Raw genomic sequence first — 17,896 nt, forward strand, 5'->3', positions numbered from 1 at the left:
GTTTTGTTTATTAATTGTTAGTATTTCAAAGATACATTTTCATATTTTTAATCTATGTCAAAGATATGAGCCCAGATGATAGCGACATCCTTTTGTGCCGGGGTTCGGCACAAAAGATATAGCGGACAGCTGGAATAAGCTCCTGATTAAAAAACAAAAACCTGTCTCTTTCGAAACAGGCGTTTTGTCAAAAAAAAAACTAACACACTGACTTATTTATATCCTTCGTTTTGGTCTAAATCTTTAGCATCGATAACCGTTTGCGGAATCGGGAAAAATCTTCTGTAAGGTTCTGTTGCCGGTTTTGCAGTTCCGGCCAGATCAAACTTTCCGAAACGGAGGCTTTGTGGTCTTCTCTGCAGTTCCCAATACAATTCGAAACCTAATTCTTTATACAGTTGTACAGCGTCTAAAGTGGTAAGCACTTTTCCGGGAGCATTTGCAAATAAGGATTCCCTGTTTCTGCTGGTACGCAATTTATTTAAATCGCTCATGGCTAATCCGGTGCTTCCTTTTCTGAAATAGGCCTCGGCTCTCATGGCGTACATTCCGCCTAGACGGAACAACGGAATATCTACATTACTGTTGCCGTTTCCTCCTTCGGGATCAAATTCATATTTAAAAATACGGGCTCCCTGATTGATTTCGTTTTGGGCAAAAACAGATTCCAATGGTTTTGAAAATGTCAAGGATGGCGTAAAATCCATTCTGGTGGTGGTACTTTTTTCCATATAGAGAGGAGAAACTTTAATACGGTTCCCCACCATTTCAAGAGATGCAGATGTCAATAGTTTAGGTCCATACTGTGGTCCCGCCTGAATTCCTCTGTTGAAGTGAAACCATGGAGCCGCCGGACTGCTGTTTGGTACGAAATCGTCAACTGGTACACTTACATCGGTTCCGTCGTTCATAAACCAGGTACCGTCTGCATATTGGTAATGCTGGTGAAATCTCGGATCATCATGATTTCCATCCCAGGTAGCGTAGAATTCGGGAGTGGTACAAGCCGCATTTGTCCCTCTGTTTAGTGCAGACGCTCTCTGGTTACGCTCTACGCATACATACGCAAAACTGTTTGACCCGTTGCGGATGTAATCTATTTTTTGTGAAATCGCAAAAATAAGTTCTTTTCCGTTATCATTATCCCTTGCAAAGTTTTTGAAATAATCGTTTTCCAGAGAAAATTTACCTGAGTCAATCAGCAAAGTAGTGTAATAAATAACACGATCCATATCGGTTCCTGAACCTGATACTGCCGCTTCATTAAAGTTAAAGTTTGATGTGGCATTATAACGGTCTTTAAAAACGGCGCGGTTTAAATACATAGTCGCCAAAAAACCGTAAGCCGCCTGTTTTGTAAATCTTCCGTGGTGCGTTCTTTGTGTTCCAAAATCAGCCAGATCCGGTATTAAAGCTTCAACCTGAGTAATTAATACATCAATTTGAGTATCTGCTTTAAAAACCTGCAAAGGTGCGTTTAAGATTTGTGGATCTTTGTATGGTGCCTGTCCGTACAAGTCTAATGTATGATAAGTGTAAAATGCTAAAAGTGCTTTGGCTTCGGCCAAAAAAAGTGCTTTGTCTGCAATTGTACTTTCTTCGATAGCTTTAATTGCTGTCAGGGAACGTGTAATTCCGTTGGTCAGCAAATTCCAATTGTCCACAACGATAGCGTTATTAGAAGTCCATGTAAATTCGTGCATGTCTCTCCATTTTCCGCCATCTCCCCAGTCACTTCCACGGGTTGGCAAAATAGCTTCGTCGGTGGTATATTCCTGTAGCGAAAAAACACCACCGTGATCTGTAAAAGTCCTGTCTCCCAATCTGTCATAAGCTGCTGCCAGTGCACCGGCAGGATCTGATGCTTCGCCACCTAATACTTCATCCAGTACAACCTCATCAAGATTTGTACAGCCGGCAAAAAGAAAAATAAAAGAAAATAGCGTTATAATTTTTAAACTGAATATCGTTTTTGTCTTCATGATCATTATAATTTTAAAGTTGCACCAAAACTGAAGGTTCTGGAAGTTGGGTAACTGGCATAATCAATACCAATAGACTGGTTTCCTCCGTTTGATTTAGGAGTGTTAACTAAAGGATCGTATCCGGAATAGTTGGTAATCGTAAGCAGGTTCTGTCCTGTTGCATAAAGTGTCAGTCCATTTATCCAGGTTAGGTTTTTCAGGTTAAAATCATATCCTAAACGAGCTGTATTTAATCTGATGAAATCTGATTTTTCAAGGAAAAGCGATGACAAAACCGGAGAGTTGGCAGAATTTGCACCCGACTCATAATATTCAGAAGCAACGTTTCTGTCTGAAGCGAGGTTGTTGATGTTTAAAGCATTCAATCCTGTATTGTTCAGCAGATACCCTCCTGTCTGGCCAATGATAGAGAATGAAAAACTGAAGTTTTTGTATTTCATATCACTGTTAAGCCCGTAGTAAAAGGTGGGCAGTGCTCCTTCAAAAATCACCCTGTCACTGTTATCAATTTTTCCATCTCCGTTCTGGTCTTCAAAAATGTCATTTCCGTCAGCATCAAAACCAATATGTTTTCTCATATAAAATGATCCTGCTGCATAGCCGTTTTTGTAGATATTCGCGTTTACTCCGGATTGCCCAGGTCCGGAAACGGTTCCGGTTAAGATTTCTGAAACCGGCAAATCCTCAATTTTATTTCGTAATGAAGCACCGTTTACATCCACATTCCATGAAAAATCCTTGTTATCAATTATTTTTGAACCCAACATGATCTCAATACCTTTATTGATGATTTTACCATCTTTGATATTTGTCCAGATAGTTGTAGTTGGACTCAGTACCGGTGCAGGAACATTTAAGATTGCATCTGTTGTTGTTTTGGTAAAATAATCAACGGTTCCGTACAATTTGTCGTTCCATAAACTAAAATCTGTCCCTACATTAAATTGTGTAACTACCTCCCATTTCAAATCCGGATTGGCAGTCCTGACTACCGAAATACCGTTTACCAGATTCAGATCATCATACAAATAATATCCGTCAGGACCTGCCAGGGAATAACTTGCCTTGGTCAGTTTGTTCTCTACTTCCTGATTTCCGGTTTGTCCCCAGCTGGTTCTCAGCTTTAGGTTGCTGATAACTGTGGCATTTTCAAGGAAACTTTCTTTAGATATATTCCATCCCAAAGCAAATGAAGGAAAATAACCGTATTTGTTGTTTTCTCCAAAACGGGTCGAACCGTCTGCTCTCATCGAAGCTGTCAAAAGGTATTTATCATTAAACGTATAATTAAGTCTTCCAAAATAAGACTGTAATTCATTTTCCTGTGCATAACCCCTTATAACCGGTTTTTCTCCTTCATAACCAGGATTGATTGATGGTTTAACCCCAACTCCTTTGTCAGTAATATTTTCGATAGTAAAATTGGTTCCTGATCTTTCAAATTTCTGATAAGAGAAACCACCCAGAGCTTCGATTTTATGCTTTTCTAAATTTAAATTATAAGTCAGATAATGCTCGATTAAAGAGTTTTTTGAATCCAGATTGCTCTGAGCGTATCTTCCTGTTGGATTTAAATCGGTAGTGTTTGGATAAATGGTCGTATTTCTTTCAGATGTAGAACGGTCAATACCTACGTTTAATTTATATTCTAATCCGTCGATAATTCTAAAAGAAGTTTCTAAGTTACCTAGAACTCTCAAAGTACGTGTTTCATCCTCATAAATACTTAATAAATAAGCCGGATTATAATGAGCGTTCATATTGAAATTGGTGTACTTTCCATCGGCATCATAAACAGATCTTGTTGGGTTTGCCATCAGAGTGTGTACAATCAATTGCCCGTTTGATCCACCGTCATCACTTGTTGGAACTCCGTCATCTTTTGTTTCACTCGCTGTAAGGTTCAGTTTTAATTTTAAACGTTTGTTATCCAAAAATGATTCAGCTGCATTAATCCTCCCCGAAAGACGTTTGAAATTACTATTTTGAATAACTCCTTCCTGATCCATGTTCGCTACAGAAGCATAATAATTTCCTGAAGCTGTTTGTTTCGCAAAAGAAAGCGCATTGTTTGTAGTAACTGCCGTTCTGTAAATTACATCCTGCCAGTCTGTATTTCCGCCATGGTCAAAAGCAGGATCTTTTATCGCATTTCTGTATTCATCTGCACTCAAAACATCCAGTTTATTGGCCACATTTGCAATTCCTACATACGAATCAAAAGTCATAGTACCCTCGCCTTTTGCCCCTTTTTTAGTCGTAACAAGGATAACCCCGTTTGAACCTCTGGCTCCGTAAATGGCTGCTGCCGAAGCGTCTTTTAAAACCGTAATCGATTCGATATCGCTTGTATTCAAAAAATTCAGTGGATTTTTGGCAGAAGATGAACCAAAACCAACATTTGTTCCTGTCGGGCTTACATCATCATTGGACAAAGGCAAACCGTCTACTACAAACAAAGGCGTACTTCCGCTTCTGATAGACCCAACTCCTCTAATCGTTACATTTACCCCTGCTCCAGGCTCTCCGCTTGAATTTACAACGCGAACTCCGGCCACTTTTCCCTGAATTAAATTATCTACGGAAATATTAACCCCTTGTTTAAAATTTGCCGCTTCCAATTGTGTTACAGCTCCGGTAACATCTTTTTTAGACTGTTTTCCATAACCCACTACTAATACTTCACTTAATTCAGATGTATTTGGTTCCAGCTGAATCGTCATGAAGCTATTTTGAACCCTGGAAATTTTCATTTTATAGCCTAAATACGAAACCTCAAGATTACTGCCTTCCTGAACTGTAATCTCAAATTCTCCGTCAAAATTACTGATTGCAGTATTTTTAGTCGTTGCTTCTAAAATCGTTACACCAGGCATTGGCACCCCGTTCTCGTCAACAATTTTTCCCTTTACTTTAATTTTATCCTGTCCGGACACCGCTTTTGTAAAGGTCTTTTTAATTAAAACCAGCTTCCCGTTAATGTTATAATTAAAACTGGCTTCCTTAGAAAGATCGCTTAAAATCACAGCTACAGATGCATTTCCGTAATTTACTGAATAAGCTGTGTTATCAGCAATAATGGCTTGTCCATAACTAAATTTATAGCCGGTTTGCTGACTTAGTTTTGAAAAAATAGAAACTAATGTCGCTTTTTCTATTTTATTTTTTACATTTGATTTTTTAAGAACGGTGGAACTGTAACCGCCCAGAACAGACATTAGCGCCAAAGCTAAAAAGAAGGTTCTCTTTAGAAAATTTAAATTGATTCGTTTAAAATACATGATTTAAGTTATTGGTTTTCGATACTTAATTATTAATCGCAGTTGTTCTCAGCAACTGCTTTTTTTTGGATTTTAGTTCACTTTTACTGTCTTGCCATACACATTAAAGTTTAGGTTTGTGATATAATTTATTTGTTGTAAAACGTTTTCAAGCGGAGCGTTTTTTTCAATAAATACTGTTACCGGGGCTGATAAAACAGATTTGTTTTCGAATTGAAAAATTACATCGTATTTGTACTGCAAAATGGTAATGACCTGTTCAAGCGGGGTCTCGTTTAAAGCAATATCCGAAGTGTACCAGTTAATCAGCAGTGATTTATCAGCCTGAAGACGGGTTAATTTCCGGCCTTCAAACAATGCTTTTTCATTTCGAACCAGATCTATACTCTGCCCTTTTGCCGTAACATTTACTTTTCCCGTTACGACAATCACTTCACATTTTGATTTTGATAACTGAATGTGAAATGACGTTCCTAAAACCTTTGTTTTAATTTCTCCTGAAGTGATAACAAAAGGGTGCTTTTTATCTTTGGCAATTTCAAAAAATGCATTTCCTTTTATGAGAGAAACTTTTCTTTCATCACCTTCAAATTGCTCAGGATATTGAAATAATGAGTTTGCTGCCAGATAAATTTTCGAGCCATCACTTAATTTGATAGACTTGGGGACATCTGATGTTTTGAATGTGAGTTGCTTTTCACTGGCAACACCTGGTCTGAATAAAAATCCTAAACCAACAAGAAAAAGTAAACTGGCAGCAGCTATATATTTTAAGTACGGTTTGAAGGTTTTCTTTTTCCCTGTTCGAAATTGAATTCCTTCGTATATATTTTGGGAAACTTCCTGAGAATTCCCCATTAAGTTTTCATCCCATTTTGATGTCTTATATTCGTTTAAAGCAAAATTTGTAAGCAGATTTTCTTCTGTTTCTGATGCTTGTTTACGTAGGCTTTTATCGATAAGATATTCTAAACTATGTTTTATTTTTTTTACCATAATACTTATTGTTACCTATAAGTACCGGAAATCTAAAATCGTACTATCGTGAAATATTATGAAAACATGAACAGAAAGTTATCTTAAAAAATTTTGATGCAAAATAATGTATGGAGCCAGCCAGGCCAGGTCTTTTAGCCCTTCACGTAATTGTTTCAGTCCCGAAGATATCTGGTTTTTAACGGTTTGTTTTGAGATTCCGAGTTCATCAGCGATCTGATCAATTGTCATATCCTGCATTTTGTACATCAGTAAAACCTCTTTTCTCTTTTCGGGAAGTTTATCTAATAAGGAATAGATCAAATCCATAACCCCGGGATCAATCTCCGCAAAATGATCAATTATATAGTCTTCAAATTTATCTTCCAGAATCGTCTTGTCAAATCTGTTATTCTGGTAATGCTTAAAAACCTGATTTTTTACGGACCTGAATAAATAAGGTTCGATGGCGTTTATTTCGACATCCGTTTTTCTTTCCCATAAATCAACAAAAACATCCTGAACAATATTCTGTGCCAGATCATTATCCTGAGTCATCGTATAGGAAAAAGCAGTTAGTTTTTTCCAGTATTGGCTATACGCATTTTCAAAAATTTCAGGACTTATCATGGCTTCTTTTAGTGGTATTTAAGAATGTAAAATAAGGAAATGTAATACCAATGCTTTTTGCCTGAAGGTTAACTTTAAATTAAATAAAAAACCTCTTTTGATGAAGAATACTACTATTTTGACCCAAAAATGACAATCGATTACTGATTTCTTTTTTTTTATCTAACACGAAAATAGAATTCAGACTTTAATTTAGTCAGCTTTAAAAGAGAATAAAATTCATCTAATAAATTGTACCCTGAGCGGAGTCGAAGGATAAATCCGGAAAAGGCTTCGACTCCGCTCAGCCTGACACCTAATCTTCGCACTATCTTTAAAAATTTTAAATCATTTATCTTATTCCTTATCTTTTAATATCTAATTATTTTCAATTTATGAAACGAATTCTGTTTACTTTTTTGATTACTATAATTGTAATTTTCAATTCTAATGCACAAATCGACGATCTAAAAATCAATCAATTTCAGGTTATTGGTTCGCACAACAGTTACCGACAGGCTATCGAAACGGATTTATACAACGCTATTCAGGCAAAAGATACCTCACGTTCACTAAAAGGTTTACAATACACCCATATCAGCATTACAGATCAGTTAAACAAAGGACTAAGAAATCTTGAAATTGATGTTCAGGCTGATGCCAAAGGCGGAAAATATGCCCATCCAAAAGGTTTGGATATTGCAAAATCTGTAGGTACTTATGACCCGGATGGCGAAATGAAAAAACCAGGGTTTAAAGTTTTTCATATGATTGATATCGATTTCAGGACTTCCTGTTATACTTTGCAAAACTGTCTTGCAGAATTAAAAAAGTGGTCAGATGCCAATCCGGATCATGTTCCGGTTTTTATTACGCTGGAACCAAAAGATGATGACAGTTTTTTAGGCACAAAAGCTGAGAAATTTACGCCAGAATTGTTTGACGCTTTAGACAAAGAACTTCGTAAAGGCTTAGGAAATAATTTAATAACGCCGGATATGGTTCGCGGTAAATACAAAACGCTGGAACACGCAGTTTTGAACAACAACTGGCCAACACTTAAAAATGCAAAAGGAAAATTCTTATTTATTTTGGATAATAACGGAGCCAAAAGAGAGATGTATGCCCTGAATCATCCGTCATTAAAAGGTCGTGCTGTTTTCATTAATGCCGAACCCGGAAAACCGGAAGCAGCAACTTTGTTCAGAAACAATTCTGAAGATCCTGCAATTGCCGATTTAGTCAAAAAGGGATATATCATCAGAACCAGAGCTGATTCTGATACTAAAGAAGCCCGTAAAAATGATTACTCCCATTTTGAAGCTGCGAAAAAATCCGGAGCTCAAATTATTACGACTGATTATTATTTACCAAGCACATTTTTCGATTCTTCTTATCAGATAAAATATGATGACGGAAGTTATGTGAGAACTAATCCGGTTAATGGAGTGAAATAGTTTCAGGTTAAATGAATCAAAATTAACCGCAAAGAACGCAAAGTTTTTTGAACCGGTTTTATGCTCATAAAACGCGAAGTCCGCAAAGCTTTTTAATTCAGCTTTGCGGACTTCGCGTTTTAAAAAACTAATTTTAACTCTTTTCGAACCTTGCGTAAATCTTAGCGTGCTTTGCGGTTAACCTCACCCGTTTCCAAATCCACACTAAAATGATCCGCAGGAACTTCGTGCATGAATTTGTTGAAGATAATCAGAAAAAGACGTATTTGATTTTCTATTGGTTTCTCTTTTGAAGTAGCTGCTTTATGATTTTCGAAGAATGATTGCGACAGTAATTTATAGGCTTTGGCCCTTTTTTTTGTAACATCTTTTAAAGCCAATTCATCAGCACTTCGGAAACGATAAAAGTCAATTAAAAGATCATAACCTGTCCAGTTGAAATCTTCTTGTCTGAGGTTGTTCTCAGCTAAAATTTTGTTTGATTTTTGTTCAGCTTCTGTCCATTCTTTTTTGAGGAATTCTTTATTTTTCAGAATAAAATCAAAATCTTTACCGGTCTGAATATTTGCCAGAATCAATAAATCTTTACCGGAAACATTCAGAAAAAAATCTTTAAACACTGAACTCCAATCGTCTTTTAGAAAACGGAGGCGAACCAACTCCTTCAAATGAAAATCGGTAAAATCGTGGTAGTTTTTGGTTTCTAAAATAGCTTTATTCCAAATGTCTTTCGTGTTTTGGCTTTTTAGAAAATCATATTCCATCTTATACAAATCAAAAAGCTCGTTAAAACGTTCTACTTTATCGATTGTAATAGTCTGAATATCTGCTAAATTGTCTTTTTTAATCGTAAGTAATTTATACGCCGGAATGTAGGCTGCCAAAGACGGCGTCTGGATATTGACCAGGGTGTTGCCTTTTGCCGTTGTGCGGATTCCGGTATCATTAAGATGCATGTGTCCGCCAAAATGAATTTTCAGTCCCGCATCAGCAAAAACCTGCGCTACTTCTTCAACGGGTACACGGTTCAATTGCCATTTGTTTGGACCTAAAAGTTCTTTTATTTCTGCTGAAGCATCATCGTTAAAATCAATCATCGGGAAATGACTAAAAGCAATCAGCGTTTTCCCCTGTTCTTTGGCTTGCGCCGAAATATCCCCGACCCATTTTATTAAATGTTTTTTATTCGAAAGCACATTGTTGTATCCGGTACTCGCTTCCGAATAACTTTTAGAATCCTTAGGATCTCCATCATTTTTCTTCGGAATATAAACATTGCCGTCAATGGCCATCAACCAGAGTCCTTCAATGGGCTCAACTACATAACTGACATCAGGAACTTCATAGCCCGGCGCCACGTCATAAACCCTGTTTGGTAATGAAGCTTCCTGTAAAGCCTTTTCATAATTATAATTCTGACTGGTATAAGTCGAAAAAGGTGTTGCCCAGAATTTATATTTTTTATTGGGATAAAAACCAAAATCTTTCAAACCTTCTGTAATTCCCAAATAACCCATTTTGGCAATATCAGCTGTTACAACAACCGGATTTTCAGTCGCCAAATTGGGCTTATGCATTCCTTCTTTACTGAAAATGGGCTGGCTTTTTCCGTCTTTTCCCAAAAAGTCTTCTTTACCGGATTCTTGTGCAAAAGGGCCAACCGGATCATGATTTCCGGTTGTGATAAAAAATTCAATACCATATTTTTTTTGGTAGCGATCCAGAATTTCTTTTAATCCGCGAACATGGACTGGCTGGCCATCATCTGTATAATCACCCGGAAGTGCCACGTATTTTATCTTTCGTTTTGCAATATCATCCAGGGAGGCAAAAAAAGCAAAATAGTTTTCATTGAAAATTCGGGTTGAATGTAATTGGGAAGCCATTGTTCTCAGTAAAGTGTATTGCCCTGTTTTCGGATTTAAAATACCCCGATAATCAGTATCTGAAAACTTACCAAATAAATCCTGCAGATGCACATCAGACAAAAAAGCAACCTGAACGCCATCAGTTTTTGGATGCTTTTGTGCTGAAACAATACTATTTAAAAAAATAACAAACAGCAATACTAAACAAGTAGTATTGCTGTTTTTATTTGGAAATATACTTTTTAAAATCATAGGTTTATCTTTTACAAATTGGTTTTTATCAGGCCGGATAGCCTTCTAAAAATAATCTGCAATTTTATTGATTTAAACCTGGAATGCATTTACCACATTGTTACCGAATGATAAAATCTTATGATTTCCGAAAAATTATATTTTCTTTGTTTTGTCAAGTTCATCAATAAAAGGAATGTTGTCCTGGATTTCGCTGCGGATAATAATCTGCAGGTATTGCTCTAACTGAACAAATTTAGCTGCATTTTTACCCCCAATCACTTTTCTGGCCTTACCAAATGTTTTAGAAAGCAATTTATCTAAATCCTGGTTGTTTTTGAGATTGGCCTGAGTTAGCTCGTTAGCTTTTTCATCACTGAGGGTTTCATAATTTTCCGCATAATCTTCAATAATCCGGATTTTTTTCTTCCCCAGCTCTTTTCGCTCAATTTCATATTTATTATAAATCTCCTTAAAAGCTGCAGCCTGCGATTCAGGCAAGTGAAGAAAATCATCTACCAGCTGCGTTTTTGATTTCCCATAAATATCCTGAATTACAGCTACATCATCTTCAGGTGTTTGTGCCCATAATCCGGCTGAAATGCTTAGTACAAGCATAAGTAGAATCTTTTTCATATTTTAAATCTTGAAATTTTTATTTGCTGAAGTCATAACTTAGTGAAGCCCCTAACCCAAACTGGAAAGTTGATGCATAATCAGTAACCGCAATAGGTCCCCAATAGTAGTCCCAATAATAATCATACCCAACAGCTGCCGACATAGACTGTAAATAAGCATGAAGATTAATTGATAATGGTGAACTTGTCTTTACTTTTACACCCGCTTTAATTTCCCATGCAAAATAAGTTCCGTTACCACTTTGAGGAGTTTCAAGAATCGAAATACCTGCACCGGCCCCTAAAAAAGGGAGTGCTTTCGAAGAAGATGACCCAAAATAATAGTTATAATCTAATAATATGTAATTAATAGCACCTTTATCATCTCCGGCATTAAGCTGAGTTCCGGCAGGAACAGGACCGTTTGGCCCATTTGGTATGAGATAACTTGTGTATAAAGGCATATTGGTATCAAGCCTGTTGTATTTCAGTTCAACTGACTGATTCTGCATAATGAAATATTCCAATCCAACACCATATTCAAAACCATCTTCCACACGTGCATACGAAGAATCAAAATCTACTTCGTCTGCAAAGGTATAGCCTCCATAGAGGTTAAGTAAAAAAGATTGTGCACTTTGAGCTGACACTGCCACCGAAAAGAAAAAAACTGCGATAAATAAATGATACTTTTTCATGATTTTTTGATTTAAGATTATTTATAATTTAGAAAAACTTTAAGGGGGAGATATTGTATCAGAATAAGCTAATTCAATACGTATCTAACAAAAAATAGTTTACAATACTGAAATTCAGTATTTTAATTTAAAATTAACATAATTTTTCATCCGATTTACTTTATTAATTATTGTCTTTTGATGATTTTTCACTATTCAACATCTGTTTTAATTAGATGCTCCAATAAAATTAAAATGTTTTCAAGGAAGGTTTTACAGATTTTTAAAGTGAATCTTATTTTGAAAATAAAACACAATTAATTGATTACAAGTGAATTAAAAAAATAAAATAATACTACTTCAGGGTTTGGAGTAAAAAAAATAAATCTGGTTTATGGTAGTTGTTTTTAAATTCTAAACTGAAAATCTATTACCGTTTTCCAATCAAAAAATAGGTTTCATTTTATAACTTGCAACCTGTTTTGATATTCCACTTTCTAATAATCAATGAATTTAATTTTCAATGGCAGTAAATAATAGAAATCCAGGCTAGTTTAAACTTTATTTTTTTGTCCAGTTAAAAATATATTATCCGTTGTTTGAAATTAGTTTTTATGATAATTTTCTTCAGTTCTGGCTATCCCTGTTTTATCAGGATCTATCGTGAACATAAAAATTAAAAACGGTTCTCTACACATATCACTTCGAATCCAGATCGTATCGGGAAGTTTTGTTCAGTTTAGCTACACAAAAAGCGTTTTTTTGCCGTTTACTTTCTATCATACTTTTGTATGATATTTCAATTTTTATTGAAAATAAACCGTTTGCCCGATTGTAAATTGATGACACTCCAAATAGCTGTGCTTCCAATTATAACTTAAAAAAAATGTAAAAGCAGCGTTTATTTATATTCATATTGTCCATTATTTTTAGTGAAAATCTATTTGCACTAAACGATTCCCTAATTACAAAGCCCAAAAAGGAACGTTGATACCTCACGGACTACACTGGTTTTGCGCCATACATCGGTTTAAATTTAGCCTACGACAAATTAAAATGCGAAGAAATCTTAGATGTTGTTAAAAAGAAAGTTGCATTTTCCGGTCAATTTGAACCCGGAGTCGCGATGGGATGGGATATTATACCAGGCAAAACAGACGAGGTCATTCTGCTGCTAACTAATCTTAGATGGTATCCGTTTTCTGAGTTTGAAATGAAATAAGAAATTCAACTTCAGTCAATTGGAATATAATTTAATACAATTGGTATTTTATCCTGAAAGACTTAAAAAAAAAGAGACAACTATAAACCGGTTGTCTCTTTAAGTGGAGTCGCCGGGAATCGAACCCGGGTCCAAACAAGCAACTAAAGAGCTTTCTACACGCTTATTTTCTGATTAGATTTTCGATGTTGAGCAAGGCCAGAAACAGCCACTCAACACTTATCTTCTTAATTTTCGAAATCCACCCGAAGCTCATGGAAATCTAGGTTTATTTTTACGGTTCCCCTAAACAGAACGCCACAAACCAAGGCTTTCAAGGAGAATCCAGCTTCCCTACCTTGTAGGGACGTGGCTAATCGTACTATAATTCAGATTATGCAGCTAAAGCGTAGTTATTTTCGCCGTGTAAAAGTGTGAGATCTTATATTTACGAGCAAGGTCTCAATGCTCGACGTGCTTACTTTTCAATTCGACTTGCTGTCAAAACCAGTCGACCCCGAAAATGAGTTTGCAAATTTATACTATTTGCATTTACTTTTTATTAAAATTTTCAGAAAAAATTTGTTATTCTGTATAGTCGCAGGTTAAAAGTCATAAAGTTATAAAGTTCAATCCTTAACTGATAAAAGTTTATGAGTTTACAACTTTTAACTTGCAGCTATTGTATTATTCTTCGTCCTTAAACTGAAAAGGATAATCTCCAAAAACAGGAGCCAGTTTACGAACTGCATACGTATTTCTTGTCATCTTATTGGAAAGAGCAATTATTGTTACACCTTCTTTCATAAGGGTGATATAAGATGATGTGTTTCCGTGCCACCAGCCGTTATGAAAGTAGAAATTCTGACCGGATTCCCAATTGATCATTCGGATTCCCAGACCATAATTTTTTGTTCCTTTGCGCTCATTGCTCTGTCCGGTGTAAACTTCTTTTAGCAAAGCGGGTTTTAAAAAGCCAGGAGCATTTCTGGCTCTGTCAAATTTTAAAAGATCACGTACTGTAGAGAATACATTTTTGTCCCCGTACACATTATCCAGATAATCGAAACCTATTTCTACCCCATTTCCTTTATAAGAAGGAACAATATTTTTCCTTTCTTTGTCATCATCAAAAACATAAGTATGTGTCATTCCAAGAGGCTTGAAAATCATTTGATACATAGCCTTTTTAAAGGTAAGCCCGGTTATTTTTTCGACAATAAGGGCCAGCATCGCATAATTGGTATTGCAATACGCAAAACGGGTTCCTACTCTTGATTCCAAACCTACATTTTTAGTCGCCAGAATATCTAAAATGTCTTTGTTGGTCAGCTGGTTGTGCCTGTCCCAAACCGATTTATCCCTGTCTGTAAAATAAGCGTAATTTCGCATTCCGCTGCGATGGCATAACAGCATGCGAACTGTACATTCTTCGTAAGGAAAGGTTTTTAAAATGGTATTTACTTTTTGGTCGAGACCAATTTTCCCTAAATTGATTAATTTTAAAACAGCAGTTGCAGTGATTACTTTACTTACAGAGGCAATTTGTACAGGAGTATCTGCCGTAATTTTTGTGTCCTTATTTTTATTGGCAAATCCGTTATATCTTTCAAAAATAATCTGACCGTTTTTTGCGACCAGAAAACTTCCATTCATACTGTTGTTTGGCCAGTTCTTATTGTAAAAATGATTTATCCGACCTTTTACAGAATTTACATAAGCCGTGGATATTTTTTTTTCAGTCCCCATCGGAACCATTTTACCTAATGTATCTTTTTCTTTTACAGGCTGATCCTGATTGTTGGTTTTATCTTTTCCACATGAACTTAAAACTAAAATTGAAAAAAGTATTTGTGGTATATTTGCTTTTTTAAGGAAACTCATTTTCATTATGCTTTAATAACAAATATATAGAATTCAATATTTATGATGAGAGGTTTTGACAGAAGAAAATCACGAAAATTAACATACGATTAACATCATTTTTCTCCAGCTTATTGTACATCAGACCTTAAGGATTCGTACCCAATAAAAATAAGAAAACAGCAACAAAAATTTAACTATATTTGTTATATTTAAAACAAAATATGCAAAAAAAGTTATATTAATAAATATTAAAAATCCATTAAATGAAATTCGGAATTATCAGAGAAAGAAAAAGCCCACCTGACAGACGTGTTGTCTTTTCGCCAGATGCCCTGGCAAAATTAAAACAGCTTTATCCGGAAGCTCATGTAACTGTTGAAAGCTCAGAAATTAGAGTTTTTTCTGATTTGCAGTACAAAAGTATGGGTATCACTGTTGCTGATGATGTTTCGAATTGTGATATTTTATTCGGCGTAAAAGAAGTTCCGATTGAAAATTTAATTCCGAATAAGTCTTATTTCTTTTTTTCACACACCATAAAAAAACAGCCTCACAACAAAAAACTTTTACAGGCTATATTGGAGAATAACATAACATTGTACGATCACGAAACCATTGTTAATGAGCATAACCACAGGTTAATCGGGTTTGGAAAATATGCCGGAATGGTCGGTGTTTACAATGCAATTCGTGCATTCGGAATAAAATTCGAGTTATTCAAACTCCCAAAAGCAGAAACCCTTTCAGGAAAAGATGCGCTTATTATGCATCTGAAAAGAATAACATTACCTCCTTTGAAATTTGTGATTACCGGAACCGGAAAAGTAGGCAGCGGTGCTCAGGAAATTTTAAAAGCGATTAAAGTCAAAGAAATTACAATTGAAAATTTCCTGACTAAAAATTACACCCAATCGGTTTATGTACAGCTGGATGCTTTAGAATACAACAAAAGAACTGACGGTCAAAACCTTGATTTTGCAGATTTCATGCAAAATCCTGAAGCTTATACCTCCGACTTTGAAAAATTCACTAAGGTCAGCGACATTTATATTGCCGGACATTTTCACGCTAACAACGCGCCAATGATCCTGACTCAGGAAATGCTAAATGCAAAAGACTGCAAAATAAGAGTTGTTGCTGATATTTCGTGCGATGTAAACGGTCCTATTGCGAGTACACTCCGTTCTTCTACAATTGCAGAACCTTTGTATGGTTATCTGCCATCAGAAAACAAAGAAGTTGATATGTTTCACCCTGCAGCTGTTGTGGTCATGGCGGTTGATAATCTGCCTTGCGAAATTCCAAAAGATGCCAGCGAAGGTTTTGGAGAACAATTTATGGAACATGTTATTCCGGCATTTTTTAATGGAGATAAAGACGGGATTTTGCAAAGAGCTAAAATTACCGAAGATGGCAAGCTGACAAAGAGATTTAGCTATTTACAGGATTATGTTGATGAAAAATAGTTTTAAATTATAAATCATGAATGAGTAATTGTAATTTTAGAAATAAGAAAAACGGAATCAAACTAAAAGTCTTTACCGTTTTTCTTAATTCATAACTTATAATTTATAATTTACCTAAACCATTTCTTCTGGTTTAACCCAGTCATCAAAATCTTCCGGGGTTACGTATCCTAAACGAACAGCTTCTTCTTTGAGTGTTGTTCCGTTTTTGTGGGCGGTTTGAGCAATTTCTGCCGCTTTATAATACCCTATTTTAGTATTCAAAGCCGTTACCAGCATCAGTGAGTTATCTACTAATTCTTTGATACGTTTGTAATTTGGTTCAATTCCCTGAGCGCAATGTTCGTCAAACGACACACAGGCATCACCTAATAATCTGGCTGACTGTAAAAAGTTGGCTGCCATGACAGGTTTAAAAACATTTAATTCATAATGTCCCTGCATTCCTCCTACTGCAATCGCAACATCGTTTCCAATTACCTGGGCACAAACCATTGTTAAGGCTTCGCATTGCGTTGGATTTACTTTTCCCGGCATGATGGATGAACCCGGTTCATTTTCCGGAATATGAATTTCGCCAATCCCAGACCTCGGTCCAGAAGCCAGCATTCTCACATCATTAGCTATTTTGTTTAAAGCTACAGCCAGTTGTTTTAAGGCCCCGTGAGTTTCTACAATGGCATCATGCGCTGCCAAAGCTTCAAATTTATTTTCGGCAGTCACAAATGGATGTCCCGTGAATTGCGCAATATACTCCGCTACCTTTACATCGTAGCCTGTCGGCGTATTTAATCCTGTTCCCACTGCAGTTCCGCCCAGAGCGATTTCAGATAAATGTGCCAATGTGTTTTTAAGGGCTTTTAGGCCATAAGCTAACTGCGCTGCATAGCCTGAAATTTCCTGTCCCAGAGTTAAAGGCGTTGCATCCATAAGGTGTGTACGACCAATTTTTACGACATCTTTAAACTCGGTTGCTTTTTTGACTAATGTGGCATGAAGTTTTTCGACACCCGGAATTGTGGTTTCCACTATCATTTTATAAGCCGCAATGTGCATTCCGGTTGGAAAAGTATCGTTTGATGACTGAGATTTGTTTACGTCATCATTGGCTTTGATGAATTGCTCTGCTTCACCAATTTCAAAACCTTTCAGAACCTGGGCCCGATTTGCAATAACTTCATTGACATTCATATTACTTTGTGTACCTGAACCGGTTTGCCAGATTACAAGCGGAAACTGGTCGTCTAATTTCCCTTCTAAAATCTCATCGCAGACTGCAGCAATAGCATCTCTCTTATCGATTGATAAAACTCCTAAGTCATGATTGGCATAAGCTGCTGCTTTTTTTAAATGCGCAAAGCCTTCTATGATTTCCTTTGGCATTGATCCTGAATCGCCAATTTTGAAATTATTTCTGGAACGCTCCGTTTGTGCACCCCAATACTTATCGGCCGGGACCTGTACTTCTCCCATGGTATCTTTTTCTATTCTGTATTTCATATTTTTGAGTTCTTAGTGATTAGTCCTTAGTAATTAGTGTTTTATAATTCTTTCTTCTATAACCAGATTTCTATTGAATATCAATATCCTAGGTACTATCTTTAGTTCCTAATTTATTTTACTATTTTTTTTATATTTGTATGACCGAGAGGAAACTTCTTGC

The 17,896-nt window shown here is 36.1% G+C and carries 11 protein-coding genes and 1 other RNA gene; 2 read left to right on the plus strand and 10 right to left on the minus strand.

Features of this window, described 5'->3' with window-relative positions; translation table 11 throughout:
• Nucleotides 1-212 precede the first annotated feature (212 nt).
• From GXM17_RS20505 to GXM17_RS20520, 4 genes are all read right to left on the minus strand, one after another.
• Complete coding sequence (locus tag GXM17_RS20505) at nucleotides 213-1,982, minus strand: RagB/SusD family nutrient uptake outer membrane protein (RefSeq protein WP_163401386.1); 1,770 nt, start codon at nucleotides 1,980-1,982, stop codon at nucleotides 213-215.
• A gap of 5 nt (nucleotides 1,983-1,987) precedes the next feature.
• The gene (locus GXM17_RS20510; RefSeq protein ID WP_163401387.1) at nucleotides 1,988-5,266 is read right to left on the minus strand and encodes a SusC/RagA family TonB-linked outer membrane protein; all 3,279 of its coding nucleotides are present in this window, start codon (nucleotides 5,264-5,266) and stop codon (nucleotides 1,988-1,990) included.
• 72 nt (nucleotides 5,267-5,338) lie between these two features.
• A complete protein-coding gene (locus tag GXM17_RS20515) occupies nucleotides 5,339-6,262 on the minus strand; it encodes a FecR family protein (RefSeq protein WP_163401388.1) in 924 nt (307 codons plus the stop codon).
• A 78-nt stretch (nucleotides 6,263-6,340) separates the two neighbouring features.
• Nucleotides 6,341-6,871 carry an RNA polymerase sigma-70 factor gene (locus tag GXM17_RS20520; RefSeq protein WP_163401389.1) on the minus strand — a complete coding sequence of 177 codons (531 nt, stop codon included), beginning with the start codon at nucleotides 6,869-6,871 and terminating at the stop codon, nucleotides 6,341-6,343.
• A 374-nt stretch (nucleotides 6,872-7,245) separates the two neighbouring features.
• Here GXM17_RS20520 and GXM17_RS20525 point away from each other — a divergent pair, with 374 nt between their 5' ends.
• Complete coding sequence (locus GXM17_RS20525; RefSeq protein ID WP_163401390.1) at nucleotides 7,246-8,307, plus strand: phosphatidylinositol-specific phospholipase C1-like protein; 1,062 nt, start codon at nucleotides 7,246-7,248, stop codon at nucleotides 8,305-8,307.
• 161 nt (nucleotides 8,308-8,468) lie between these two features.
• Here GXM17_RS20525 and GXM17_RS20530 read toward each other — a convergent pair whose 3' ends face one another.
• The 5 genes from GXM17_RS20530 to GXM17_RS20550 all read right to left on the minus strand — a co-directional run bounded on the left by GXM17_RS20530 (nucleotide 8,469) and on the right by GXM17_RS20550 (nucleotide 14,791).
• Nucleotides 8,469-10,427 carry a metallophosphoesterase family protein gene (locus GXM17_RS20530; protein WP_163401391.1) on the minus strand — a complete coding sequence of 653 codons (1,959 nt, stop codon included), beginning with the start codon at nucleotides 10,425-10,427 and terminating at the stop codon, nucleotides 8,469-8,471.
• 135 nt (nucleotides 10,428-10,562) lie between these two features.
• Complete coding sequence (locus GXM17_RS20535; protein WP_163401392.1) at nucleotides 10,563-11,042, minus strand: hypothetical protein; 480 nt, start codon at nucleotides 11,040-11,042, stop codon at nucleotides 10,563-10,565.
• Between the two features lie 19 nt (nucleotides 11,043-11,061).
• Nucleotides 11,062-11,721: a porin family protein gene (locus GXM17_RS20540; RefSeq protein ID WP_163401393.1), complete on the minus strand. Its 660-nt coding sequence runs from the start codon at nucleotides 11,719-11,721 to the stop codon at nucleotides 11,062-11,064.
• Nucleotides 11,722-13,023: 1,302 nt separating this feature from the next.
• Nucleotides 13,024-13,420: a transfer-messenger RNA gene (gene ssrA, locus GXM17_RS20545) on the minus strand.
• Nucleotides 13,421-13,588: 168 nt separating this feature from the next.
• Nucleotides 13,589-14,791: a serine hydrolase domain-containing protein gene (locus GXM17_RS20550; RefSeq protein WP_163401394.1), complete on the minus strand. Its 1,203-nt coding sequence runs from the start codon at nucleotides 14,789-14,791 to the stop codon at nucleotides 13,589-13,591.
• A gap of 239 nt (nucleotides 14,792-15,030) precedes the next feature.
• On the opposite strand from GXM17_RS20550, the gene GXM17_RS20555 reads away from it, so the two are divergent.
• A complete protein-coding gene (locus GXM17_RS20555; protein WP_163401395.1) occupies nucleotides 15,031-16,233 on the plus strand; it encodes an NAD(P)-dependent oxidoreductase in 1,203 nt (400 codons plus the stop codon).
• Nucleotides 16,234-16,347: 114 nt separating this feature from the next.
• Here the strand turns inward: GXM17_RS20555 and fumC are convergent, their stop codons facing one another.
• Nucleotides 16,348-17,733, minus strand: a complete 1,386-nt coding sequence (fumC, locus tag GXM17_RS20560; RefSeq protein ID WP_163401396.1) for a class II fumarate hydratase — start codon at nucleotides 17,731-17,733, stop codon at nucleotides 16,348-16,350.
• Nucleotides 17,734-17,896 lie beyond the last annotated feature (163 nt).

The sequence above is a fragment of the Flavobacterium fluviatile genome, assembly GCF_010645065.1.
Classification (GTDB): domain Bacteria; phylum Bacteroidota; class Bacteroidia; order Flavobacteriales; family Flavobacteriaceae; genus Flavobacterium; species Flavobacterium fluviatile.

Coding starts and splice junctions, on each gene's coding strand:
- GXM17_RS20505 (WP_163401386.1), bottom strand. CDS start 1,982: ATGAAGACAAAAACGATATTCAGTTTAAAAATTATAACGCTATTTTCT.
- GXM17_RS20510 (WP_163401387.1), bottom strand. CDS start 5,266: ATGTATTTTAAACGAATCAATTTAAATTTTCTAAAGAGAACCTTCTTT.
- GXM17_RS20515 (WP_163401388.1), bottom strand. CDS start 6,262: ATGGTAAAAAAAATAAAACATAGTTTAGAATATCTTATCGATAAAAGC.
- GXM17_RS20520 (WP_163401389.1), bottom strand. CDS start 6,871: ATGATAAGTCCTGAAATTTTTGAAAATGCGTATAGCCAATACTGGAAA.
- GXM17_RS20525 (WP_163401390.1), top strand. CDS start 7,246: ATGAAACGAATTCTGTTTACTTTTTTGATTACTATAATTGTAATTTTC.
- GXM17_RS20530 (WP_163401391.1), bottom strand. CDS start 10,427: ATGATTTTAAAAAGTATATTTCCAAATAAAAACAGCAATACTACTTGT.
- GXM17_RS20535 (WP_163401392.1), bottom strand. CDS start 11,042: ATGAAAAAGATTCTACTTATGCTTGTACTAAGCATTTCAGCCGGATTA.
- GXM17_RS20540 (WP_163401393.1), bottom strand. CDS start 11,721: ATGAAAAAGTATCATTTATTTATCGCAGTTTTTTTCTTTTCGGTGGCA.
- GXM17_RS20550 (WP_163401394.1), bottom strand. CDS start 14,791: ATGAAAATGAGTTTCCTTAAAAAAGCAAATATACCACAAATACTTTTT.
- GXM17_RS20555 (WP_163401395.1), top strand. CDS start 15,031: ATGAAATTCGGAATTATCAGAGAAAGAAAAAGCCCACCTGACAGACGT.
- fumC (WP_163401396.1), bottom strand. CDS start 17,733: ATGAAATACAGAATAGAAAAAGATACCATGGGAGAAGTACAGGTCCCG.